At 46.1% G+C, this 24,500-nt stretch carries 14 protein-coding genes; 8 read left to right on the forward strand and 6 right to left on the reverse strand.

Annotated features, from left to right (window positions below; genetic code table 11):
• Positions 1-60: 60 nt before the first annotated feature.
• Positions 61-1,887 (reverse strand): glycoside hydrolase family 2 protein, encoded by a 1,827-nt coding sequence (locus AC060N_RS03155; protein ID WP_479525844.1) that lies wholly within the window; start codon positions 1,885-1,887, stop codon positions 61-63.
• Positions 1,888-2,176: 289 nt separating this feature from the next.
• Between AC060N_RS03155 and AC060N_RS03160 the strand changes: the two genes are divergently transcribed.
• Positions 2,177-3,343, forward strand: coding sequence for a DUF819 family protein (locus tag AC060N_RS03160; protein ID WP_479525845.1), 1,167 nt, complete (start codon positions 2,177-2,179; stop codon positions 3,341-3,343).
• Positions 3,344-3,353: 10 nt separating this feature from the next.
• On the opposite strand, the gene ppk2 is transcribed toward AC060N_RS03160, so the two are convergent.
• The 3 genes from ppk2 to AC060N_RS03175 all read right to left on the reverse strand — a co-directional run bounded on the left by ppk2 (position 3,354) and on the right by AC060N_RS03175 (position 6,460).
• Positions 3,354-4,202, reverse strand: a complete 849-nt coding sequence (gene ppk2 / locus AC060N_RS03165; RefSeq protein ID WP_479525846.1) for a polyphosphate kinase 2 — start codon at positions 4,200-4,202, stop codon at positions 3,354-3,356.
• Between the two features lie 159 nt (positions 4,203-4,361).
• The gene (locus AC060N_RS03170) at positions 4,362-5,072 is read right to left on the reverse strand and encodes a redoxin domain-containing protein (RefSeq protein ID WP_479525847.1); all 711 of its coding nucleotides are present in this window, start codon (positions 5,070-5,072) and stop codon (positions 4,362-4,364) included.
• 188 nt (positions 5,073-5,260) lie between these two features.
• Entirely contained in the window at positions 5,261-6,460 is a 1,200-nt protein-coding gene (locus AC060N_RS03175) for a glycoside hydrolase family 27 protein (protein ID WP_479525848.1), read from the reverse strand.
• A 261-nt stretch (positions 6,461-6,721) separates the two neighbouring features.
• On the opposite strand from AC060N_RS03175, the gene AC060N_RS03180 reads away from it, so the two are divergent.
• The 7 genes from AC060N_RS03180 (at position 6,722) to AC060N_RS03210 (ending at position 22,251) form a co-directional block, all read left to right on the forward strand.
• The gene (locus AC060N_RS03180; protein WP_479525849.1) at positions 6,722-10,822 is read left to right on the forward strand and encodes a hybrid sensor histidine kinase/response regulator transcription factor; all 4,101 of its coding nucleotides are present in this window, start codon (positions 6,722-6,724) and stop codon (positions 10,820-10,822) included.
• A gap of 162 nt (positions 10,823-10,984) precedes the next feature.
• Positions 10,985-13,453: a hypothetical protein gene (locus AC060N_RS03185; protein WP_479525850.1), complete on the forward strand. Its 2,469-nt coding sequence runs from the start codon at positions 10,985-10,987 to the stop codon at positions 13,451-13,453.
• Between the two features lie 111 nt (positions 13,454-13,564).
• Positions 13,565-16,588, forward strand: coding sequence for a SusC/RagA family TonB-linked outer membrane protein (locus tag AC060N_RS03190; RefSeq protein WP_479525851.1), 3,024 nt, complete (start codon positions 13,565-13,567; stop codon positions 16,586-16,588).
• A 26-nt stretch (positions 16,589-16,614) separates the two neighbouring features.
• Positions 16,615-18,102 carry a RagB/SusD family nutrient uptake outer membrane protein gene (locus AC060N_RS03195; RefSeq protein ID WP_479525852.1) on the forward strand — a complete coding sequence of 496 codons (1,488 nt, stop codon included), beginning with the start codon at positions 16,615-16,617 and terminating at the stop codon, positions 18,100-18,102.
• Positions 18,103-18,216: 114 nt separating this feature from the next.
• Positions 18,217-19,254, forward strand: coding sequence for a glycoside hydrolase family 130 protein (locus AC060N_RS03200; protein WP_479525853.1), 1,038 nt, complete (start codon positions 18,217-18,219; stop codon positions 19,252-19,254).
• A 27-nt stretch (positions 19,255-19,281) separates the two neighbouring features.
• Complete coding sequence (locus AC060N_RS03205) at positions 19,282-20,517, forward strand: MFS transporter (RefSeq protein WP_479525854.1); 1,236 nt, start codon at positions 19,282-19,284, stop codon at positions 20,515-20,517.
• Positions 20,518-20,520: 3 nt separating this feature from the next.
• Positions 20,521-22,251 (forward strand): hypothetical protein, encoded by a 1,731-nt coding sequence (locus tag AC060N_RS03210; protein ID WP_479525855.1) that lies wholly within the window; start codon positions 20,521-20,523, stop codon positions 22,249-22,251.
• A 365-nt stretch (positions 22,252-22,616) separates the two neighbouring features.
• Here the strand turns inward: AC060N_RS03210 and AC060N_RS03215 are convergent, their stop codons facing one another.
• On the reverse strand, positions 22,617-23,387 hold the full coding sequence (locus tag AC060N_RS03215; RefSeq protein ID WP_479525856.1) for a LytR/AlgR family response regulator transcription factor: 771 nt from the start codon (positions 23,385-23,387) through the stop codon (positions 22,617-22,619).
• A gap of 11 nt (positions 23,388-23,398) precedes the next feature.
• Positions 23,399-24,421, reverse strand: a complete 1,023-nt coding sequence (locus AC060N_RS03220) for a sensor histidine kinase (protein ID WP_479525857.1) — start codon at positions 24,419-24,421, stop codon at positions 23,399-23,401.
• Positions 24,422-24,500 lie beyond the last annotated feature (79 nt).

Here is a 24,500-nt window from a genome sequence, read left to right on the forward strand (position 1 = left end):
GGCTGCCCCGGTTATCCGGAAAGCAACCTGTTTTTATTTTGTCTTTTATGAGAAAGCTCGCTATTTGTCTTTCTCTTCCATCTTTTTATAAAATTTCTGAAGGACGAAGAAGGCTTTCTTCTTGGTGCCGTTTTGCCCAATCAGACCTTTGCGGTTCCAACCGTCCTGAATAACCGGGAGAACACGTTTCGGTGAACGGAAATCACACAAAATCCACGGAGTGACGCCACGGAACTGTGGTATTTTCATCAACATAGGAAGTGTATGTTTGTAAATGCTTTCCTGGTATTCTTCCGACCAGCGGGTGAGTGAGTCGCCGTGTAATCCCTGCAGTGCTCCACCTCCAAATTCACTGACCATTACCGGTTTGTTGTATTTGATGATCCAGTTGATGCTGTCGCATTTTTCGGGCAAACCGTCATACCAGCCTACATATTCGTTGAAGTTGACAATGTCGACATACTGTGCGAAAGGATCTTCTACAATGCGGTCGTAGCGATTGTTGTTCCCATGAACCTCCAGCGCTGCCGATATCAATCGGGTGTTGTCCATGCTGCGGGCATGTTGCACCAATTTGTGCAGGAAGTTGGTCCGCGCATCGCTGACCGGCGTTTCGTTGGCCATCGACCAAATGATAACGGACGCCCGGTTTTTGTCTCGGGTAATCAAATCAGTAAGCTGATGTTCTGCATTTTTATATGTGCCGGGGTTGCTCCAGTCAATGGTCCAGTACACCGGATTTTCTTCCCAAACCAAAATGCCCATTTTATCGGCCAGCCGGATCATATTTTCAGCGTGTGGATAATGTGCCAGGCGAACATAGTTACAGCCCAGTTCTTTCGCCCAGTTGAGTAACGTTCGTGCATCCGATTCGGTATACGCCCGTCCGCCTCTCATCGGCATCTCTTCGTGAATGCAAATACCTCGCAGGAACATTGATTTTCCGTTGAGCAGAATGTCTGTTCCTTTGGTTTCGATGCTTCGGAAACCGATGGGCTCGGAAACACTTTGACCTGCATTGGAAACGGTAACCTTATAGAGTTTGGGATGCTTCGGTGACCAGAGCTCCGCTTTCTTCAACTGAAAATCAACAGCAGCTTTCCCATTTTCGTCGGTCGTGAAGGTTTTATTGATTTTCAGTTCGGGGATGCTGACCTGAACCGTTTGATTGGCAGCATTCGGACCGTTTAGCTTCACATAGCCAGCCACATTTTTTTGAGAACCTTTTTTGAGCTGAATGTAGTAATCGGAAATAAAGGTTTGCGGAACTTCTACCACGTCTACATCGCGGGTAATGCCGCCATAATTCCACCAGTCGGTGTTCAGCGTGGGAACGCCCTCTTTGTGACGCTTGTTGTCGACCTTAAGCACCAACGAATTCTTTCCGTCCTTTTTCAGTAAATCAGTGATTTCGTAATTGAACGGAGTGAAGCCACCAATGTGCTTACCTAATTTTTTCCCGTTCAGATAAACATCGGATTCGTAATTGACTGCTCCGAAATGAATGAAAACGCGGTCGTTGGGATTGCTCTTCTTGTAGTCGAACAGCCGGCGATACCAGATAGAGCCTTCATAGTAGAGCAATTTCTCATCCTGAGAATTCCAGTCGCCGGGAACCCAAAGTGTCGGACTTTTGTCGAAATTATATTCGATGAGCTGTGTTTTGTTCGTTTGATGCTGATCGAGAAAAAAACCTCCGGTTGGATGCGGATTCTCATCGTATGGTTTGTAACGATAATCGTAATATCCGGTTTCGTACGGATCGATGATGTAATGCCATTTCCCGTTAAGGGTAAATGTGTTGCGGCCGGGGATATTGGTGATGACAGTTTGAGCGTGTACCTGTCCGACCCAAATCAGGCAAAGCAGCAATGTTAACTTTTTCATAGTGTGAATATTATTGGTTTACTTCGAGTTTCGTCGAGAATTCTATTTAGCAAAAAACAGGGCCCGTTTGCGTTACCGGTAAAACTAATTGTTTTTTCAGAAAGAACATAGAAAACCGGCAAGCCAAGTGAGGAATTTAAATGAACTCTTTGGCAGGAAGTATTTTCCTCGTTAGATTTTTATGATCCAATAAACCGAAACGCCACTTGAAGGGTTTACGAAAAGAAATTCTTTAGAATCGTTCTATTAAAAGTATATTTGCTCTCTTGTAATCTAAAACTGATACATTATGTCGTTAATAGCCCCCGGAGATCATCTGGTCTTGTTTTCCCTTATAACCGGGGCTGCAGCCTTAGGGATGTGGTCGGAACATAAAAAGTGGTTTGGTAAAGTATCCGGAATTCTGGTTACTGTTTTGCTGATGTCTCTTTTGTCGATGTTAAATGTCGTTCCGCCGGCATCGAGTACGAGAGTACACGTACCTGTTTACGACCTGATCTTTACTTATTTTGTGCCGATTTCCATCCCGATGATGTTGATGGGATCGAACATCATGCGTACCATTCGCGAAGGCGGTAAGTTATTGATTGCTTACATTATTGGAGCCATTGGCGTGGTGTTGGGGAGCTTTTTAGCTTTCTCGTTAATCCATTTGGGGCCGGACTCCGGAAAAATGGCCGGTGTCATCGCCTCTACGCTGATTGGCGGAAGTATGAACTTCGTTGCTACCGGAGAAGCTCTGCAAATCACGACCCATCCGCTTTTCTCTGCGACCATTGCTGTTGACAACTTTGCAGCCAGCCTGTTTATTCTTCTGCTTTTCATGCTTCCCGGGATTAAGTTCCTGGCGCGCTTTTTTGCCAAGCCCAAAGCTGAAAACAAGATAGAGGCAGTAGTACAGGAGCACGAAAAATCCCAGCCTATTACCATGGAACGCATGGGACTGACGCTGGTCATTGCAGTAGCCATTGCGGCATCAGGTGCCTGGTTAGGTGATTGGTTGCAATCGGTTTTTCACACGCAAATGGATTTGAGTATTCTCATCATTACGCTCATTTCGGTGCTGGTAGCGAATCTCTTTCCCAAACGTCTCAAACCGCTCGAAGATACTGCCTTTTCGGTAGGACTGTGGATGATGTATATCTTTCTGGCTGCCATTGGTGCGGCAACCAACATGGCTGACATTTTGCACATCGGTCCGGCAATACTCGGATTTTACCTCATTATTCTGTTCTTTCACCTCATCTTTCTGGTGGCACTGGCAAAAATTTTCAAGCTCGATATCTATGAAGTCATGATATCATCAGCTGCTAACGTGATGGGGCCGTCTGTAGCCGCACCGATGGCTGCTTCGCTCGGGCAGAAGAAATTGATTACACCGGGTATTCTGGTGGGAATTCTGGGTTATGTGATCGGGACCTTTATCGGGGTTTCCATTGCATTAGCTTTGAGCTAAATCCGGGAGCTTAGTAAACCTCGGGAACGAAAGTCTGGTCGGTAATAGGAGGACGTACGTAGTTGTCCTTCTCGATCCGAGGCGGCAGTTCCATTGGTTCCGGCGTTAAATCCTTATACGGAACTTTGCTCAACAGGTGATGAATGCAATTGAGTCGGGCCCGTCGTTTGTTATCAGCCGGAACTACATACCACGGGGCTTGTTTGATGTCGGTGTACCGGAACATTTCGTCTTTGGCGCGGGAATATTCCACCCACTTTTCGCGTGAAGCCAAATCCATAGGGCTGAGTTTCCAGCGCTTGGTCGGATCATCGAGCCGGGCCTGAAAACGCAGCTCCTGTTCTTCGTCAGAAACCGAAAACCAGTATTTGATAAGGATAATGCCGGAGCGAACCAGCATGCGCTCGAATTCGGGACAACTCCGCATAAATTCGTCGTATTCCTCGTCAGTACAAAAACCCATTACGTGCTCTACGCCGGCACGGTTGTACCAGCTACGGTCGAAGAGAACCATCTCGCCGCCTGCTGGCAGTTGCGTAACATAGCGCTGAAAGTACCATTGCGTTCGTTGTCGTTCTGTTGGTGTGCCCAATGCAACGACCCGACAGATCCGGGGATTAAGCGGCTCCATAATTCGTTTGATAACGCCACCTTTTCCTGCAGCATCGCGGCCTTCGAAAATAACCACCACTTTCAGTTGTTCCTGTTTTACCCATTCCTGTAATTTCACCAGCTCGATTTGCAGTTTGCGCAGCTCCTTGTTGTAAATCTTTTTTCCTAAACGGCGCTTGTCCTTTTTTTCAGGTTCGATGTGATCCGGTGATTTGTGGTGCTTCTTTTTGGTTTTCTCTTTACTCATCGTAGCGGGTTTTTATGGTTACGACAGGAATGGAAGGCTTGAATCTCTTTAAAATTAAGGCTTTCCTTCTGCTTTCGCAAAAAAGTTCTTTCCTGAAACGATTCAATGAGGGCAGAAAAAGCCTGGCTGCCTTTAAGGTAGCAGCCAGGTGATATTTTACTATTGGTTGTCAATCATGTCGTCGAGTACCTTTTCCAGGTAACTGTAACTCGGACGATCGATGGTATTCTGACTAAGATATTTGAATTGTACCACGCCGTTTTTATCGATAATGAATACGCAGGGAATTGCTTGCGGAGCGTTGCCACCGTCAAATTTTGGGTCGTATAGTCCAAGCGAATCAGTGAGTTTATGGTCGGCATCGGCGATGATGGTGATAGGCGTTTTCACGTCCTCAGCCTTAATAGTGTGGTCTTTCGGAAACATTTTACGGGCTGTATGCATCCAGCGTTTACGGCCCTCCGAAAGCTTGGTCGTGTCGGCAGGGTATTTCCATTGTTCCACGACTCTCATCTGTTGAGGAATGGTGGCAACCCACTGAGCAACGGTGTCTTTACTGTAAGGAAGCACAAAAGCCACTTTCAGATTGTGCTTTTCTTCCAACTGATTGAGTTTATCGAAGTCGATCATCTCCATGTAGTTGTACTGGCAGATGTTGCACCAGTGGTTGGGAACAACCAGGCCGCGGTTGAATATCAGCATCACATTCTTGCCTTTGTAATCGTTGAGGTCGAACTCGCCGCCCTGGTAAACCTGAGCCTTGAATTCAGGCATTTCCTGTCCAACGATTACCGCTTTCATCTGTCCGAAACTAAGGAGCGAGGTGCCCAGCAACAGGGCAATCAGTAACAAAGAAGTTTTTGTTTTCATATCGAAATTAGATTTGATGTTTCTGTATGAGTCGCAGCTAATGATGCTGATTAAAGTTAAGAGGTTTTTTTTAATGAATAATTAGCTGATGGGCGATGAAAGATTATTCAGGCTGGAAGTTTTAATTCGGAAAACAAAAAATGCCCCATCGCTGAGGCATTCTTCATTTCATATATAAAGTCTTCTTTTTATTTCTTTTCCGGTGTTAGCCGCAACATCAACACGCCATGGGCGGGGATGTCGGCTGTGATGTTTTTGCCGGTGTTGCCGATATCTTTGTGCTGCCACAGGTCGCGCAGGTCATATTTCGTGTTGTGAAATGTAACGTGGTGGTCTTTGTGGCTGATCCCGATTTTACCCCAATCGTAATTGACTTTCCAGGGTTCATCGGCACGGTTGAGGAAACAAACAGCCAGCTCATCGTTTTCGAGGAATTTCACCCAGATTTCCTGGTCGCCATAATCCATGAACCGGAATCCCTGTTCACCCAGCGCATCCTGGTCGACCTGAATCACTTCTTCGTTGGTGAGTATTTTCTGTGTTTCGTCGTCCATACTGCGGAGATCGTTACCGGCCATCAACGGTGCGGCCAGCATACACCACATGCTGAAGTGGGTTTTGTATTCGGTGTCGGTCATGCCGCCATTGCCTACTTCCAGCATATCGGGGTCGTTCCAGTGGCCGGGACCGGCATACTTCCACAGGTCGGCATTGAGGTCGATAATGTCCAGTACTCCTTTGCCGCCCCAGTTGAGGGTTCCTTTGAACGAATCGAAAATGTCGCCGGTGGTGCGCCACAGATTGCCAATGCCTTTGCCCCATTCCCACGGCTTGTTGGAACCCCACTCGCAAATGCTGAATACGATGGGACGGCCGGTAGCTTTCAATGCATCACTCATGGTTTTGTAAGCAGCTTCGGCATTTTGTCCTTCGTTGTAACACCAGTCGTATTTCAGGTAATCGACTCCCCAGGCTGCATACTGACGGGCATCCTGGAATTGGTATCCGCGGCTTCCCGGTCGTTTCTGGCAGGTCATCGAACCGGCGCAGGAGTAAATCCCGAATTTCAATCCCCTGGAATGAATGTAATCGGCCAGGGCTTTCATCCCGTCGGGGAACCGTTTGGGATCGGGAATGATGTTTCCGGCACTATCACGACCTACCTGCCAGCAGTCGTCAATCACAATGTACTGGTAACCGGCATCGGCCATGCCGCTGTTCACCATGGCGTCGGCCATCTCTTTAATGAGTTTCTCGCTAACGTTACAGCCAAACTTGTTCCAGCTGTTCCATCCCATCGGAGGAGTGGCTGCCAATGTTTCCGTTTTTTGAGCAAACAGCTGCATGCTGAAGAAAACCAGTAGAAGGAGCGTTGTTAGTTTTTTCATCGTTTATATGTGTTAGTTGATATTGTGTGATGAACGTTTGAGTGTTGTCTTGCCGGAGATATGTCAGGGCAGTTTCGTGTGATTTGATTTAGCTCTCCGAAAATAATGATAATGTCGGTAAATCGTTTGACTTTAGTAGGAAATTGTACGATTGACATTAAGATATTTTGCGGTTTAGGGATACAGGACGGATACTTTTTGTCCCCTTCATCACTGAAAATAAACGTATCTTCGGGGTGTGCTTTTGTATCAAGGGGAATAATGAGCCGTAAAGTTACTTGCTTTTTCATCGTCTTTCTTTTCCTGAATTTCTTCGGCCGTTCGATGGCCAGCGAGCGTCAGTTCGAAATCCGTACACTGACGAACTCCAACGGATTGTCGAACAGTTCGGTGAATGACATTTTTCAGGATTCGAACCATGTATTGTGGATTGGTACATGGGACGGTTTGGATCGTTATGACGGACATGCCATCCAAATCTTTCGGCCCGAGCCGGATAATCCCAACAGTTTAAGTAACCAGGTGATTTTGAAGATTGAGGAGGGTAAGGATGGTTATCTCTGGGTCTTGACGATGCACGGCATTAACCGGTTGAATCCGAATACCCGGCAAATCAAGCGATACTTTTTCGGTCGTGAAGACAAAGCACCTCTCACCGAGTCGGAGTTCCATCTGGCGGTTGACCAACAACGAAACATTTTCTTTGAAGCGAAGGAGTGGGGATTGGGGTATTACGCCAACGACTCCATTCGGCGGCTTTCATCGGGCGATTTGCCGGTACAGGCAGTGCGGGAGATTCGTTTTTCTCCGGTAAACACGCTGCTGATTCAATATGCTAATGGCGATTTGCTGGAGGTTCGTCTGCATCGGGGTGGTGATGGTGCTGTGACTGTCGTGGGGCTGAAAAGAATTGCTCAACATGTTCGCGATTTTTTGAATGAATCGAAGGACAAAATTCTGCTGTTGACAACCGATGGGCAGTTGGCGACCTATTCTTTCACGGACGGCAAAATTGAAACAACCGGTTTCCGCGGTATACAGAAGCTCATCGGGAAAACCCGCAGCGGTGTTTTGATTGCTGATTCGAAAAAGCATTTCATCCTGAAACCGGATGGAACGGTGGAGCAAAATTCGTGGCTCAGTCACATCAACAGCCGGAAATTGTCAACGGTTTTTGAAGGAAATGAAGGTGTGGTCTGGATTGGCACCGATGGAGATGGTATTTATAAGTTGTTTCCCCGGCACAAGTTGTTTCATTCGGTTACCCAGACACAAATTCCGGCTTTACGGGGCGGTAACGTACGGGCATTCTGCCTGGCTCCCGACAGTGCTTTGTGGGTTGGGACCAAGGGGCAGGGGCTGTTCCGCTTTCCGGCACATTTTTACTTAAACGGCTCTGAGGAGAAAATTCCTGAAGAAAATTATTATTCTGCCAATTCACCGCTTGACAATTCAGTCTTTTCGCTTTTTTGTGGTAGAGACAGTTTGATGTTTATCGGGACGGACGGTGACGGACTTTCGGTTTATGATTTCCGGTATCACCGCCTGATTGATTGGGCAGATATTGAAGGCACTGAAAACTGTACCGCTTTTCGTTCGGTGTATGCCATTTATCAGGATCAAAAGGGAGTTATTTGGCTGGGAACAAATGGCTATGGAATGCTACGGCTACGGCTGAAAAGGGACGAACGTAAGTTACAGGTGACCGATTTTAAGCAGTACGTAGCCAATGAGAACCTGGCCGGAAAACTGAGCAGTAACATTATTTTTTCCATCATACCTGAAAATGAGCACGCGTTATGGATTGGCACGAGGTTGGGCGGATTGAATCTGTTTAATAAGAAAACGGAATCATTCCGGGTTTTCAGAAAGACGCCGGGTGATTCACTAAGCCTGAGCAACGACGATATTCTTTGCCTGTACAAGGATGCCCAGAAACGGTTGTGGATTGGCACCAGTCTGGGACTGAATTACCTTGAAACCAACAAAATTACAGGTCATCCCGCTTTTCACAGCTTTACGACAAACGATGGGTTGCCCAATAATACCATTCATGGTATGGTTTGCGATCATGCCGGAAACTTGTGGGTGAGTACCAATCTGGGACTTTCTCAGTTCAACGTCGAAAATCACCGCTTTCGTAATTTCACTGAAGAGGACGGTTTGCAGAACAACGAGTTTGCCGATGGTGCATTCTTTCGGGATGACCAAACCGGATATATTTTTATGGGTGGTAACAGCGGCTTTAACTATTTCCGCTCATCCGAAATCGGCGAATACACTTATATCCCGAATATCGCGATTAGTGATATCAAAGGACAGAATGACGATAAACCCTATTATCATTCGTTTGTGGTGACGCCTCAGTTGAGAAATCCTCCTCATGTTAACCTGAAATATGATCAAAACTTCTTCGATATTACACTGGCAGCGCTAAGTTTTATCAACAGTGAAAAGTGCCAGTATTCATACTATCTGGAGAATTTTGACAAGCAGTGGAACAACATTCAGAACCGGCGTGTGATTTCGTTCACGAACGTTCCGCCAGGAAATTATACGCTGTGGCTGAAGTGGTCGAACAGTGACGGCATCTGGAGTCCGCCGGTTCATGCGGTCGATTTTCGTATCAAACCGATTTTCTGGGAGTCGGCCTGGGCTATTGGCATTTATGTGTTGCTGACTTTGTTCTTCCTGCTGTTTGTTCAGAATTACTGGAAGAAGCAGCAATTGCTGAAACAGAATATCGAGCTCCGGAAGCGGGAAGAGGCGCTGCACCAGAACAAGCTGACCTTCTTTACGAATATTGCTCACGAGCTGCAAACACCGTTGACATTGATTGTTGGACCGTCGCAAAAGCTGGCGGACGACCCCGGCATCGATCATGAAGGAAAGAAGTTCGTACACATGATTCAGCGGAATACGAACAGGCTGTTGTTCCTTATCCAGCAGTTGCTGGAATTTCGCAAAGCGGAGAATGGGCATCTGGAAATGCAGACCATGTATTTCAACTTGGTGAATTTGGTGGAGCAGATAGCCGAACTGTTCGATGACTGGGCCATTCGGAACAAAATTGATTACAAGATTGAATCGCCACCGGAAATTCCCGGCTGGTATGATCAGGATAAGATTGAAAAGATCATCTTCAACCTGTTGTCGAATGCCTTTAAGTATACACCGCGGGGCGGAAATATCAAGCTGAAGATGCAGATTGCTGAGTCGGACAAACAGGTACGCATCGAGGTGATGAACTCCGGGAAAGGAATTCCCAAGGAAAAAATTCCCCGCCTGTTTGAGCGCTTTTTCATTACCGATGAAGGAGTCTCTTCCGATCCGGATAAATTCAGAACCGGAATTGGTTTGGCTTATACCCGTAGTCTGGTAACAGCGATGAAGGGTACTATCGACGTAGAAAGTGTGGAAAATGAGCTGACGACTTTTTCAGTGATGCTGCCCTGTTGTCAACCCAAAAGTTCTGATGAGCAGGAACCGGTTGATGAAGTAGTTCTGTCAAGGCAGCTGCAGCATATTCTCACAGAGTCCAAAGCTTCAACTGACGAAGGACAGGAAAAGGTACGTACCCTCGAGACGCTGGAGAAGAAGCAAAAAACGATCTTGATTGTGGAGGATGAACCGGATATTCATCAGCTATTGGATGGCATGTTGAAGGATAAGTACCGGTTGCTGACTGCCTATAACGGTGTCGAAGCGTTGAAAGTGATGGAAACAGAGATGCCGGACCTGATTATCAGCGATGTGATGATGCCGGAGATGGACGGAACAGAGCTCTGCAAACAGCTGAAAACGGATCTGAAGACCTGCCATATTCCCATTATTCTTCTGACAGCGAAAAGTTCAACTGCACATCGGATTGAGGGCCTGGAGAGCGGTGCCAATTCGTACATCCCAAAGCCATTTCATCCCCAACACCTGGAAGTACGAATTGAGAAGCTGTTGGAAGAGCGAGATCGAATTGCCCGTTATTTTCAGCAAGGTAACGGATTGGAAAATCATATTCAGTTGTCGGTTGCGGAAGAAGACCAGCAGTTCATCGATAAAGTAATGGAAATTATTCGGCAGCACATCAACGACGAAAAATTACAGGCTACTTTTCTTGAAAATGAGATGGGCATGAGCAGCTCGCAGTTTTACCGGAAGTTGAAACAGGTTTCCGGTATGTCACCCGGCGATATGATTCGGTCGATGCGTTTGAAACATGCTGCACAACTTTTAAAAACTTCTTCGCAAACGGTAACCGAGGTTTTCTACCAGTCGGGATTTAACAACCGCTCCTATTTCTACCGCGAATTTCAAAAAATGTTTGGTATTCCACCTAAGCAATACCAATTGAAATATCGGAAATAGAAATTTCGTCCCTATTGCAATTTATTGTAAATCTGAATGTTTTCCTGATTGTATACACTTTTGAAGACATAGTGTACAGCATTTGCTTCGTTCCTGCTCCAACTTTGAGGTACCAATAATCCACACCTCGAATCAACCTGAAACAACTGTAAAATTAAACCAATGTTCCAAACAAAATCCAGGTCCGGTGTGACCGTGCTTTTCTTGTTGTTCCTATTGATGATTACAGCGACTGTCTCGGGACAAAACCTGAAATTGAAGGTTGAAGGTTCTCCTGAATCTGGTTATGGCGTCGCGTTGTACGATGGAGCTAAAAAGTTGCTGGCTGATTCAGGAGCTTTTACACTGCATCTGTCCAATCTGGATTTAACTTCCGATACCACGCTCTATAACTGGCGAGGTACTTCCTGGACCGGAAATGACAGTGTTGTCGAGCTGCAGAAGGAAACTTACATGAAAGCGCTCGATTCGAAACTGACTGTTAAAGTCACCTACCAAATTGTTAATCCGCACATCGTAAAGAAGACAGTTGAGCTTTTCCAGCCCAGCATGCTTTCCATGTATTATACCCTCCGGGAAAACAACGTTCCTGCGCAACAGCCGAAAAAATACGTGACATTCGAGCAGGACAATTTTCCGGGAGGATTCATTCACGAACTTTTTCCATCGGCCGGATTTGTCACCGCTGATAACATGACCGTCGGCTTTCTGACCGATGCAGGATATAAAAATCAGTTTACACGTACAACACGACGCCGGTTCAGTGGACGTGGTGGCGGTTTTGTCGGGATGCGCCAGCTTCCCGATCCAAGACTGTTTTCTACGGCTACACCTGAAGAGCGGGCTCAGGGGAAAGACTATGTACGTTTGACTTTTGGTGAGATGTTCAATCTGAATGCCGGAACCGAAACCGTCTTACCGCTTCCGCAGAAATATGTTCGGGAGGGTAAGCTTTCGGTTTCCCGGAAGGATAGTTTGATTGTACTGAATTGTCAGGCCGGTGGTAAGGCTGGTATCCAAACGATGACGCCGATTGCCGGACAAAAAGTGTATACTATCTCCTTCAAGGTGAAAGGTAATTTGCCGGTGGCGCTCAAACTCTACCGGATGAAAAATGGTCAGCAAGGACCAGAGCTCGAACACGGAGTTAAGTACATCGATGCATTTCCGTCGAAGACGGACGAGTGGACAGAATTCAAGGGAAGCATTCTGGTTCCGTACATCGAAGGCGACAGTGTTTCGATGTTTATCGGAAATACTTCCGGAAAAGCCGGAACGATGCAAATCAAGGATCTGGCGATTGCCGAAGATCATCCGGCCATTCAGCCCTATAACATTTTGCCACTAGGAAAAAAGGCAACGAAAACCACTTACATTTTTGTGGAGCCGTGGAAATCTCACCGCGATTTCATGATTGATTCACAATCGAGGCTAGCGGAAGGAAAAGGCTTCAAAGGCTCGTTGATTGAAAAGATGTTGTATGCGAATGCCAACATGCTGACCTGGATTACTTCCGTGCATGATTTTACTCCGTTCAGTGTGCCGAATATGAATTATTCGCCCGACATGTACAACCGGGATTCGTTCTGGACGACTGTGGCGACTCATAATAAAAAACTGAACCTGGCTATCTGGAATCAGTGGGCTAAAACGCAAACTCCCGATGGTGCTATCGGAACTATCATTACGCCCTACATGGGCTCGGTGGAAGCCAAGGACAATGAAGCGACTATCGAGTGGTTGGTTTGGGCGCTGGTGAATCAACGTCGGTACGGAGTTCAGCTTCCAAAAGATAAAATTGACAAAGCCGTGTCGTTTGTGCTCAACTCGTTTGATAAGAACCGTGATGGTATTTGTGAATCGCATTTCTCGATGAGCCAGATTGACGTGTGTGACTATGTGCCGAAAACTGATCGTTTGGCGGTGAACCAGGGAATGTTCGCGGTAGCATTGCACACGATTAAGGCTATGGGATATGATATTTCAGATGAATACCTGAACAAGGCGGAATCGGAATACCGGAAATTCTACGACCCAAAACGGAAACATTTGCTATTCGACCGGGAATATCCCGATTTGATCTCGCTGACGGATTTGGTGCCTGAGTTTTTATCGCTCTGGCTGTTCGATCACCCCATGTTAACGGATGAGATGGTGAACAACCAGTTGAACGAGATGCCGTATCTGAATAAAGTTCCCAATTCTCCGCATCCGGAGATGGGCACGACTGCACCCATTTTGGTGCGCCTCACACATGATGCAAAAGGTTATTCCTATATGACTTCCGATTATCAGCCTTTCGGCGAATTTGGAAAAGCAAATTATGCAGACCACTCCCGCGATGGTTTTTATTACAACGGCGGAAGCTGGATGCGGGCAGAGTACTGCGCCTATGTGGTAGGCTTGAAACATGGCTGGCCCAAGGCAAAGGAAATGATGGAAAACCGGGCTTGGGCGGAAATCAATCTGAACCCAAAATGGCCTTTTAGCAAGGAATTTATTCCAACCCATTGGAAAAATACCGATGAATGGTGGCTTTCAACAAGGGGACTCAGTTGGAACGTGTTCATCCTGATGGCTGACGAAGTCGCGGGACTACGCACTCCTGATATGGATCCCGACTATAAATAATTGGATGTAATTAATGATGCTCAATCAATTAAATTTTTAAAGCTAACTTCTATGAAAATCTTTTTTATCACAAGATTTAGAAGGGAAATACTTGGGCTTGTATTTCTTTTTATGACAGGGGCCGTGTTCGGCCAGGTCAACGTGACCGGTACGGTTACAGATGAAAGCGGAACGACGCTTCCCGGAGTAACTGTAGTGGTTTCAGGAACGACCAATGGTAGCATTACCGATATGAATGGTAAGTATACCCTTCAGGTCGAAAATACCAACGTATCCCTCGATTTCTCTTTTGTGGGATACCAGAAACAGACTGTTCCGCTTGACGGAAAGACTGTTCTCAATGTCACGATGAAAGAGGAGAAGAAGCAAATCGACGAAGTGGTTGTTGTTGGTTATTCTGCACAGAAGAAAGCCACTCTTACCGGTGCGGTTTCTCCTGTTAATGTCTCCGATATTGACAAACGGAAAGTGGGAGATCTGTCACAGGCATTGCAGGGACAAATTGCCGGTGTGCAAGTGACTTCCAGTACGGGTGCTCCTGGTGACAAAGTGAATATCCGTATCCGTGGTGAAGGAACCATCGGAAACAATAATCCACTCTATGTCATTGACGGTGTTCCTTCACGGGATATCAGTTTCCTCAATCCTTCGGATATTAAATCGATGACGGTATTGAAAGATGCTTCGGCCGCTGCTATTTATGGTGCACGTGCAGCTGGTGGTGTTATCGTGATCACAACCAAAGAAGGTGTCAAAGGAAAAAGTACTCTGGATGTAAGTTATTACACAGGAATTCAGAAGGTGGCTCACCTTCCCCATATGCTGAATGCAACGCAGTACATGAATGTAGTGGAAGAGGCCTGGAATAACGCTGGATATTCAGGAACCAATCCTTACACTGCCGATAAAGGACGCAGCGATTTTGCCAATACCAACTGGCTCGATGCACTGTTCGAACTGGGACATTCGCAGAATGCACAGGTGACAGCTACCGGTGGTAACCAGAAAGTGCAGTACCTGTTGTCTGCTAACTACTATGGGCAGGATGGAATCGTGGTGTACAACAACGATAAGTATCAACGTATCAACTTCCGTTCGAATATCAACGTTAATCTGACTGAACGGTTGAAAATGGGTAGTAACCTGTTACTTTCGTACGTTACACAGGATGCTTTGTCATCGAAAGGTGATGAGCCGGGAATCATTCGTCACGCGATGATTCGTCCTCCGATTATCCCAATTTACAAGGACCCGAGCGATCCTACCTGGTCAGCTCAGGATCCATTTACTGACCTGCCGTTCTACAAGAACAAGGATTCGTTTGAAAGCAATAAGTACGAATGGTCACAGAACCCTATTGCGTTGGCTTACTTCACCGACGATGTGCGGAGTTACTACAAAACATTTGGTAACCTGTATGCAGAGTATGCTTTCCTCGGTGATAAGTCGCTGAAATTCAAAACAAATTTAGGTACTGATCTGACCTTCTCTCACAATAAGCAGTTTAACCAAAACTTTGGTGACGACGATGGTAGTGGTAGCGCTCTCGATCAGGGATTGGGACGTGAAAACCGCCCGAGCACACTGAATGAAGACCGAGGTGAAGAAATTACTTTCACCTGGGACAATACGTTGAACTACGTGAAAGACCTGGGTAAGAATTCTATCAACGCATTGGTCGGTAGCGAGTTCATTACCAATCACTCATCTTCCATCAGTGGTTCACGTGCACGTTACGATTATACCGGTAAAAACTTCCGCTATCTCGATTTCGGAGGTTCGCAGTATGACGTATGGAACGGAGGTTCTGCAGCTGAATGGGCACTGTTCTCATTATTTGGATCGGCAACGTATTCATATGATAGCAAGTATATGGTAACCGCCAACTTCCGTGCTGATGCTTCTTCGCGCTTTGCGGAAAACAACCGTTGGGGTTATTTCCCGTCAGTTTCAGCCGGATGGAAATTGTCGAATGAGAATTTCATGAAGGATTTAACCTGGTTGTCGGATTTGAAACTGAGAGCCAGTGTTGGACAGTTGGGTAACCAGGAAATTGATAACTATGCTTATCTGACGCTGTTGAGAAAAAGTGGTGACAGCTACCTGATTTCGCGTTACGGAAACCCGGACCTGAAGTGGGAAACTACTACGCAGTACAACTACGGTTTGGATTTGGGACTTCTGTCCAACAAAATCTATTTCACCGCGGACTACTTCATCAAGAATACAACTGATATTTTGTTGCCGATTACATTGCCGTCAATTGCAGGTGATGTATCTCCAACCTACGTGAATGCAGGTGCTGTTACCAACAAAGGTTTTGAGTTTGCTTTGACACTTCGCAACAGCGAACATCAGTTCAAATACAACATTAACCTGAATATGGCGACCCTCAAAAATGAGGTAACCAAACTGCACCCGAACCTGCCGATGATTATCAACGCAGCCAGTAAAGGAGTAGCACGTACTGTTGTTGGTCAACCGCTGAATTCCTATTACGGTTACGTGATGGAGGGAATCTATCAGAACACACAGGAAATTCAGGATCAACTTTACGGAACAGCTAATCCTACTGCGCAGCCGGGTGATATCAGGTTCAAGGATTTGAATGGCGATGGTGTTATCAACGATAAAGACCGGACATTCATCGGAAATTCCATTCCGAAACTGACTTACGGAATGAACCTGACCGGTGAATACAAAGGCTTCGACTTGTCTCTGTTGTTCCAGGGGGTACATGGCGTTGATCGTTACAACGATGGTAAGAAGATTGTCGACTACGATACCCGTCCGTTCAACTACACGACCCGCGTATTGAGTGCATGGCACGGCGAAGGTACCAGCAATACCATTCCGCGTGTAAGCTTCACAGATAACGGTAGTAGCAAAATTTCCAGTGTATTCGTTGAGGATGCTTCTTATTTCCGTCTGAAAAACGTGGAACTGGGTTACACATTCAAACAGTTGATGCAGCGTTCGAAAACCTTCAAAAACCTGCGTGCTTACGTCTCTGCTCAGAATGTATTCACCATTACCGATTACACCGGTCTCGATCCGGAATCGACCGATTTGATTGACATGGGAACTTACCCGCAATCAAGAGCTTTCATTCTTGGTGTTGATGTGAAATTTTAATGTCCCAGCTAATAAAATTCAGTAAAATGAGAAAAATATATATGATACTGGTTGCATCAACTTTACTGTTGTTCACCGGTTGCGACAAATATCTCTACAAGGAACCCATCGGGTTGATAACACCCGACCAGGTAGATACCTCACCAACCGAAAGTGCGGTTGAATATTCAGTCTTTACTTCGTACCAATTGCTTTCCAGTACCCTGAATATTATTGGGCAATGGGGCTGGGATGACGGAACTGTTCTTCGCAACGATTTTATCCTGAGCGATATCGCTTCGGATGACATGCAGAAGAAATGGAATCCGGATGGTGACCAGGCCTGGATGGATCAAATTGATCATTTCAATTTTACTTCAGACAATGGTGGTTTTAACGGGCAGTGGGCTTATGATTATGACGGCATTTCCCGTGCCAATCGGGCTATCAGTTACCTGACCAATGATGAGTTGATGAGTAAACTGACTATGGACAGTAACCTGAAAAACCGTTTGCTGGGTGAGGTTTACTTCCTGAGAGCTTTCTACTACTTCGATTTGGTTAATAATTTCGGAGACGTTCCGCTGTTGCTGAAGCCGCTGGAAAGTTTCTCTGAAGCGTATGATGTAGCCGTTCGTACACCGAAAGCTCAGGTGATGGACCAAATTCGTGCTGACCTGGCTCAGGCTGTTACATTGCTGCCTAACAGCAAATATTCTGATGATAGTCAGCCATGGCGTGCGTCAAAAGGTGCTGCTATTGCCATGCAGGCAAAAGTAGAGCTGTATACCGAAAATTGGCAGAAAGTGCTGGATTACGTCAATCAGTTGGATGGCCTTGGTTTCTATTCGCTCGATGCTAATTACTTCGATAATTTCCAGGTAGAGAAAGAATTTACTGACAACGAGGTGATCTTTGCTTACGACCATGAAAGTAATACAGTTCCGAGATCAGGTAACGGTTTGTGTGCATTACTGGGATGGGGCTTTGTAGCACCTGAACAGAACTTTATTGATGAATTTGAGCCGAACGATCCGCGTCTGCTTTATACGGTCGACGTAGACAATCAGGCCGTTTACAAATTGATGGGTGAAACCAATACGGATAACAAAGGAAACGACGATTCGCCCAGTAACAAGATTTACATCAGGTATGCTGATGTAATGCTTTGGAAAGCGGAAGCTGATATCAATCTGGGGAACTACTCCGAAGCTATTGGCATCATCAATCAAGTCAGGGCGCGGGCACGGAATTCGGTTGCTATCGACGGAACTACACCTCCGGCAGGTACCTTGCCTGATCGCGATGTGAATTCAACTGATAAGGCTCAGATTATGGGTTGGTTGCGTCATGAACGTCGTGTGGAGCTTGGCTTTGAATCACAGCGTTTTAATGACTTGAAACGTTGGGGAATTGCCAAAGATGTACTGGATGCACAGGGTCAAAACTTCCAGGATAATAACTATCTCTATCCAATTCCACAGCGTGAAATTGATAAATCAGGTGGTACTATTACCCAGAACCCGGGTTATTAATGCTTAACAGATAATAGATAAAGGAAACAGGATGCCCCATAGTTTATGTCGGATATTCGGGGCATCCTTGTTTTCAAATTCCGCTAAGAAAAAGACAAAAAGCTAGTTATGGATATGGCAAAGAGATTCGCCGGGAACCCGATCTTACGCCCCGGCGATCTGAAACCGAGCAGTGAGGGGTTGAAAATTGAATGTTTGCTCAATCCGGGAGTGTTCCGGTACGATGGAAAGATATGGATGTTGCTTCGGGTAGCCGAACGTCCCGAGCAGAAAGAAGGATTCACGACTTTTCCTGTTTACAGTGAAGATGGTGAGTTACAGATTATGGAGTTCAAGAATGATGATCCGGATCTCGATTTGTCCGATCCCCGGGTTATCAGCTATCAGGGACAAGATTATCTGACAACGATTTCGCACTTGCGCCTAGTTTGCAGCGATGATGGCGTTCATTTTCATGAACCGGAAGGATATCCGTTGCTCACGGGAAAGGGAATTCATGAATCTTACGGAATTGAAGACTGCCGGGTATCACAAATTGGGGATACCTATCATTTGACTTACACTGCCGTTTCACATTTGGGCGTAGGAGTAGGGCTCCGGACAACCAAAGACTGGAAAGAATTCGAATATCACGGGATGATATTTCCCGCGCACAATAAGGACAGTGCCATCTTTGAGGAGAAGATCAACGGTCGTTATTATGCGTTTCATCGTCCGAGCAGTCCGGAATTAGGAGGAAATTATATCTGGTTAGCCAGTTCACCGGATGGTGATCACTGGGGAAATCATCAGTGTATTGCACAAACACGGAAAGGAAAGTGGGACAGTGTGCGCATTGGTGCCGGTGCCGCTCCGATTCGAACGGATGAAGGCTGGCTGGAAATCTACCATGGAGCCAACGAGGACAACCAGTATTGCCTGGGTGCTTTGTTGCTGGATATTGACGATCCGTCGAAAGTGCTGGCCCGTTCCGAAGAGCCTATCATGATGCCGGCAGAAGAATATGAAAAGACCGGATTTTTCGGCAATGTCATTTTTACCAACGGCCATCTAGTGGATGGTGATGAAATTACCATGTATTACGGTGCGGCCGATGAAGTGATTTGCGGTGCAAAATTTTCTGTCAAAGAGATTTTGGAGTCACTGCATTAGAAAACGAATGATCTCAACTGAGGAATTATGCTGAATAAACTGGTTAACGAATACCGCGTGTTTAATACCTATCCCAAGGGCATGCGGATATTACTGATTACGAATTTAATTTATTCGCTGGTACTGCCGATTATCGAGATGTTTATCGGTGCTTATATCATGCGAAATTCGCACGAAGCCAAGCTGGTGGTTATCTTTCAGTTGGCACTTTATTCCGGTATTCCGTTAACTTTTGCTATCAACGGATTTCTTCTCCGGAAGATAAAAATCGCCTGGCTATACTCGTTCGGAATGCTGCTGAGTGGCGTTTCGATGTCGGCCATGATGATGCTCCATGAGTTGGATGCGACCGGCATTGGTGTTGCCGGATTGATCATGGGACTATCCTACGGTTTTTTCTGGGCCAACCGCGATTTTCTGGCGCTGGAGACAACCGACGATAATAACCGTAACTACTATTACGGACTGGAATCATTTTTCTACACGCTGACGGGGGTGATAGTACCCTATGTAGTGGGCGTATTCATCGGAGCAACCGATAAGTATCATTGGTTCGGAGGAAATACCAACATGGCGTACCGAATCGTTACCGCGTCGGTTTTCCTGTTAACCATTATCTCTTCGATTGTGGTTCACCGGGGTAATTTTGTTAACCCAAAACAAGAACGTTTTCTATATTTCCGTTTTCATGTTCTCTGGCGGAAAATGCTGGGATTGGCATCGCTGAAAGGACTGGCGCAGGGATATATTGTTACGGCTCCGGCCATGTTAATCATGAAGCTGGTTGGAAACGAAGACGTACTTGGAACCGTTCAGGCTATTGGAGCCATTTTTTCTGCTATTGTCCTCTATCTCATCGGACGAATGGCGAAACCGAAGCACCGCATTTACATCTTTTCGTTTGGGTTGCTGTTATTTGCTACCGGAAGTTTCATTAATGCAGGACTTTATTCCTCGCTGGGCGTGATACTTTTCATGTTGTGTCTGGTAATGGCCCGTCCATTGTTGGATGTGGCATATTTCCCGATTCAGTTAAAGGTGATTGACACGGTAGCAGCTATTGAAAAGCGAAACCAATTTACGTATATTCTGAATCACGAGTTGGGATTGTATTTGGGACGTTTGATTGGATGTGGACTTTTCATTCTGATGGCAACCTACATCGGCGAAGATTTTGCGTTGAAATATGCGCTGGTGATTATCGGTTTGTTGCAGTTATTGTCCATTTTCGTTGCACAGAATATCATCAAATCAAAATACTAAACCATGAAGAAAATATCATTGTTGGCAGCCATTATTCTGATGTTGGCATCATGTGCTCCTAAGCCTGAGTTGCGTCATCAGGATAAGGTGCAGCAAAAAATGCTGGAGCGGATCGGTCAAATGCCCGATTTGCCTTCGCCTTATAAAATGCTTGACTGGAAAGCGAAAGCCCGGAAATTCGATCAGCTGGTTTTCGACTCAACACAACGGGGCGATTACTGGCCGCTTATCTGGACAGACAATTCGCAAAAGAATTTTCCGCAGAAAACATTCGGCCTTTATACCGCCATTGGCGACGTTCGTCAGGGACCGGATCATCATGACGGAATGTTCCACGAGTCGCTCACGACGATGGGAGCAGTTCTCGGAGCGACCCTGATGGGCATTGACAAATCCAACCAGGATGGCAAAGATTACGTGAACATGCTTCGGAATTATTTCAACAAAGATACTGGTTGGGATATTATGATGAACAATACCTGTCCCGACGTGGCTTTATTGGGGGGTGGTTATGGCCGTGATTGGTGGTACGATGTTTTTCCGAATGTCATCTACTACGGAATCATGAATTTCTATCCGAATGAGGAAAATGCAACTCCGCTGCTTCGGTCCATCGCTGATAAATTTTTGGCTGCCGATTCGGTGTTGAACGGAAACTATCATCATTCGTTTTTTAACTACGGGAAACTGGAACCGGAAGACAGCCAGATATGTCCTCAGCAGGATGCAGCAGCTGGACACGCATACGTATTATATGCGGCGTATAAGAAGTTCGGTGATAAGCGTTACCTCGAAGGCGCTAAATCGGCTTTAGATGCATTGCTCAGTCAAAAGGACAACACGTTCTACGAGATTTTGATGCCTTTCGGAGCTTATGTGGCAGCCCGTTTGAATGCCGAAGAAGGCACTCATTATGATTTCACCAAAATCATGAAATGGACCTTTAACGGAGATGCCAAATGCCGCAGAGGTTGGGGTGTTTTAGCTGATAACTGGAACGGTTTCGACGTTTCGGGACTGGTTGGCAGTACCTACGACAATGGCGGTTATGCCTTCCTGATGAATACCTTCGATGTGGCCTGGGCATTGGTTCCCATGGTGCGCTACGATCCGAGCTGGTCGAAAGTAGTCGGCAAGTGGATGCTGAATGCAGCGAATGCAGCTCATCTCTTTTATCCATATGAAATTCCGGATGAGCACCAGACGATTCCTCAGTTGAAGTCGGTCACCAAAGGAGTGATTGCTTACGAAGGCCTGACTAAAAAATCAGCTTACGAACAGTTTGCCGATATCAAAGCTCCGGTAGCGCAGGGTGACGGCCCCAATTGGGTGAAAGGCAAGAATCCCTGGGTGAGCCAGTTTAGCGTTTACGGAAGTGCTCAGGCAGGTGTTTTCGGTAGCATTATCGATACTACTAACGTGAAAGGAGTTCTTCAGCTCAACCTGCTGGCCTGCGATTTCTATCGCGACAAAGCATATCCTACTTACCTGTACAACAATCCTTACAAGGAGGCAGAAGCCATCAAAATCGATTGTGGTTCGGCTCCCGTTGATTTGTACAATGCCCTAACACATAGCTTCATTCGGAAGAATGTGACCGGAAAAACGGAGTTTACACTGGAACCGAATGACGTAGCCATGCTGGTTTTGGTTCCGGCAAACGGAACGCCACAATACGATGGCAACAAATTATTGGTGAACAATGTGGTGGTAGATTACGCCATTGCACAATAAGAAACAGCTTTTTTACTATAGTTTGGGTCAAATTGAAAACGCGCCGCAGGTTCTGCCTGTTTGGCGCGTTTTTGTTTTTTATGGTCTTCCTTTAGTGTGTGGCATCCTACCCCTGAGGTGGAATCTTCTACCCTTAGGGCGACCAACTTCCTACCTATTGGGTAGACTTTTCTATGTTGAAACAAGAACTTTCCTGTTTTAGGGTACGACATCCTACCCCTGAGATAGAATTTCCTACCCTTAGGGGGCCGACTTTCTGCCCTTGGGGTAGACTTTTCCATGTTGGAACGAGAGCTTTACTGTTTTAGGGTATGACATCCTATCCCTGAGATAGAATCTTCTATCTCAAAGGTTCAATTACGATTTCATCGATCCAGCCAGTTGCGGAAGAAGCGGGCCCGTTCCCGGCTGACAATGATTTTCTCTTCCGACTCGGGTTTGGTCTTCACGACGAGTTTTCCGTTGAACCAGTTGTTCACCCGGCTCACCGCATCGATGTTGATGATGAATTGCCGGTTGGCCCGGAAAAATTGTTCGGGGTCGAGTTGCTTCTCCAGTTTATCCAGCGGATGGTCGACCACATGATTTACTTCCTGAAAAGTGGTGGCCGTGGTGGTTTTTTGTGAACTGTAGAAAAAAGCAATATCATTAATATTGATCTTCACGAATCCGTCGGCAGTGGGAACGGCCATCCGGGTACGGTATTTCTTCTGTCCGCTAAGTAGCGCTTCCGCCAGTTCTTTGTAATCGGATCCCAACAGTTCGGTCGCTTTCACCTGTTTTTGCATAGCGTCCAGCTTCTCGATGCTTTTCTCCAGCATGGCTGGTTCAATCGGCTTCAGCAGGTAATCGACGCTGTTGACACGGAATGCCTGAATGGCGTATTCGTCGTACGAGGTGACGAAGATGACGAAGGATTGTGGCTGGACGGCATCAAATATCTCGAAACAGATGCCATCGGAAAGTTGAATGTCGGAGAAAATAAGATCGGGATTGGGATGTGTGTTTAACCAATCCACCGAATCACGTACGCTGTCCAAACAGGCAACAATATGCCAGTCGGGCCGGATGCTGCTGATCAAATCAGTCATCATTCGCTGCGTGGGTAATTCATCTTCAATAATCAGCACATTCATACCGTACAATTTTAATCGAGAAGCGGGATCTGCACTGCAAATTCCGTTTCTGTTTCAACGATTTTTATGGTTTTACCGGACAATAAACGGTAGCGGTCCGACAAGTTATTCAGGCCGGTACCCGAGCTGAATGTCGTTGTTTTTTCCTGCCGGTTGTTACGGACTTCCAGCGTCATCTTTTCAGCATCTGTTTTCAGCCAAATGTGAAGGGGCTCTTTTTCGGTTGCCCGGTTATGTTTGATGGCGTTTTCCACCAGAATCTGCAATGTTAGAGGAGGAATCCGCGATTTCAGCAGTTCCGGCTCCACCTGGTTGTCCAGTGAAATGGCTTCTCCTAACCGTATTTTATGCAGAAAGATGAATTTCTCGGTAAACTGAAGTTCCTTTTCCAGCGAAACGGTTTCATCGTCGCGGCGCTGCAATACATAACGGTACACATCAGCCATTTTCCGCGCAAACTCCTGCGCTTTATCCGGGTTATATTGAATCTCTGAAATCAGTACACTCAGGCTGTTAAACAGGAAGTGCGGGTTCATCTGGTTTTGAAGGACCCGGTATTCCGATTTCAGTTTTTCCTGTTTCAGTTTTTCATTCTCGATCAATGAATTCCGCCAGTTGGAGAAGAAGCTTCGCAGGAACAAAATACTATTGAAAATGAGTACGAAGATGGCACCAAAGACATAGGTCAGGATGATTCCACGAAAGTGCACTCCCGGATCGCAGGTGTCTTTGGGAATGGCCTGAAACAGGGCAATACCGACAATGGCGGTCCACAATAAGCTTAGTGAAACCTGCTTGAATACCCGCGGCACAATACGGAAGAACCAGGGCGTTTTCTTGTCCAAATACCGGTTGATTTGGATATTTCCTTCACTCAATAAGTTGAAGCCGATGATAGCCAGTATATACGGATATGAATCGTTAAGCGGATTTTGTGTGGGAGTTAAAATGAAATTGACAAACTGAAGGGTCAGGAGGGCCAACAGGGACACGATGCCCAGACGGACTAGTGTGAAGCGAAATTTGTTCGACATGATGCCTTCCTTTTTATCTCCTATCCCGAAATATAGCATAATTCTTTACATCTCTAAAATGATTGGATACGATTCCCCC

It is taken from the genome of Prolixibacter sp. DSM 2831 (genome assembly GCF_056493735.1).

What these genes read in the sequence shown, in the direction of transcription:
- AC060N_RS03155 (WP_479525844.1), bottom strand. Translation starts at nt 1,887, where the DNA reads ATGAAAAAGTTAACATTGCTGCTTTGCCTGATTTGGGTCGGACAGGTA.
- AC060N_RS03160 (WP_479525845.1), top strand. Translation starts at nt 2,177, where the DNA reads ATGTCGTTAATAGCCCCCGGAGATCATCTGGTCTTGTTTTCCCTTATA.
- ppk2 (WP_479525846.1), bottom strand. Translation starts at nt 4,202, where the DNA reads ATGAGTAAAGAGAAAACCAAAAAGAAGCACCACAAATCACCGGATCAC.
- AC060N_RS03170 (WP_479525847.1), bottom strand. Translation starts at nt 5,072, where the DNA reads ATGAAAACAAAAACTTCTTTGTTACTGATTGCCCTGTTGCTGGGCACC.
- AC060N_RS03175 (WP_479525848.1), bottom strand. Translation starts at nt 6,460, where the DNA reads ATGAAAAAACTAACAACGCTCCTTCTACTGGTTTTCTTCAGCATGCAG.
- AC060N_RS03180 (WP_479525849.1), top strand. Translation starts at nt 6,722, where the DNA reads ATGAGCCGTAAAGTTACTTGCTTTTTCATCGTCTTTCTTTTCCTGAAT.
- AC060N_RS03185 (WP_479525850.1), top strand. Translation starts at nt 10,985, where the DNA reads ATGTTCCAAACAAAATCCAGGTCCGGTGTGACCGTGCTTTTCTTGTTG.
- AC060N_RS03190 (WP_479525851.1), top strand. Translation starts at nt 13,565, where the DNA reads ATGACAGGGGCCGTGTTCGGCCAGGTCAACGTGACCGGTACGGTTACA.
- AC060N_RS03195 (WP_479525852.1), top strand. Translation starts at nt 16,615, where the DNA reads ATGAGAAAAATATATATGATACTGGTTGCATCAACTTTACTGTTGTTC.
- AC060N_RS03200 (WP_479525853.1), top strand. Translation starts at nt 18,217, where the DNA reads ATGGCAAAGAGATTCGCCGGGAACCCGATCTTACGCCCCGGCGATCTG.
- AC060N_RS03205 (WP_479525854.1), top strand. Translation starts at nt 19,282, where the DNA reads ATGCTGAATAAACTGGTTAACGAATACCGCGTGTTTAATACCTATCCC.
- AC060N_RS03210 (WP_479525855.1), top strand. Translation starts at nt 20,521, where the DNA reads ATGAAGAAAATATCATTGTTGGCAGCCATTATTCTGATGTTGGCATCA.
- AC060N_RS03215 (WP_479525856.1), bottom strand. Translation starts at nt 23,387, where the DNA reads ATGAATGTGCTGATTATTGAAGATGAATTACCCACGCAGCGAATGATG.
- AC060N_RS03220 (WP_479525857.1), bottom strand. Translation starts at nt 24,421, where the DNA reads ATGTCGAACAAATTTCGCTTCACACTAGTCCGTCTGGGCATCGTGTCC.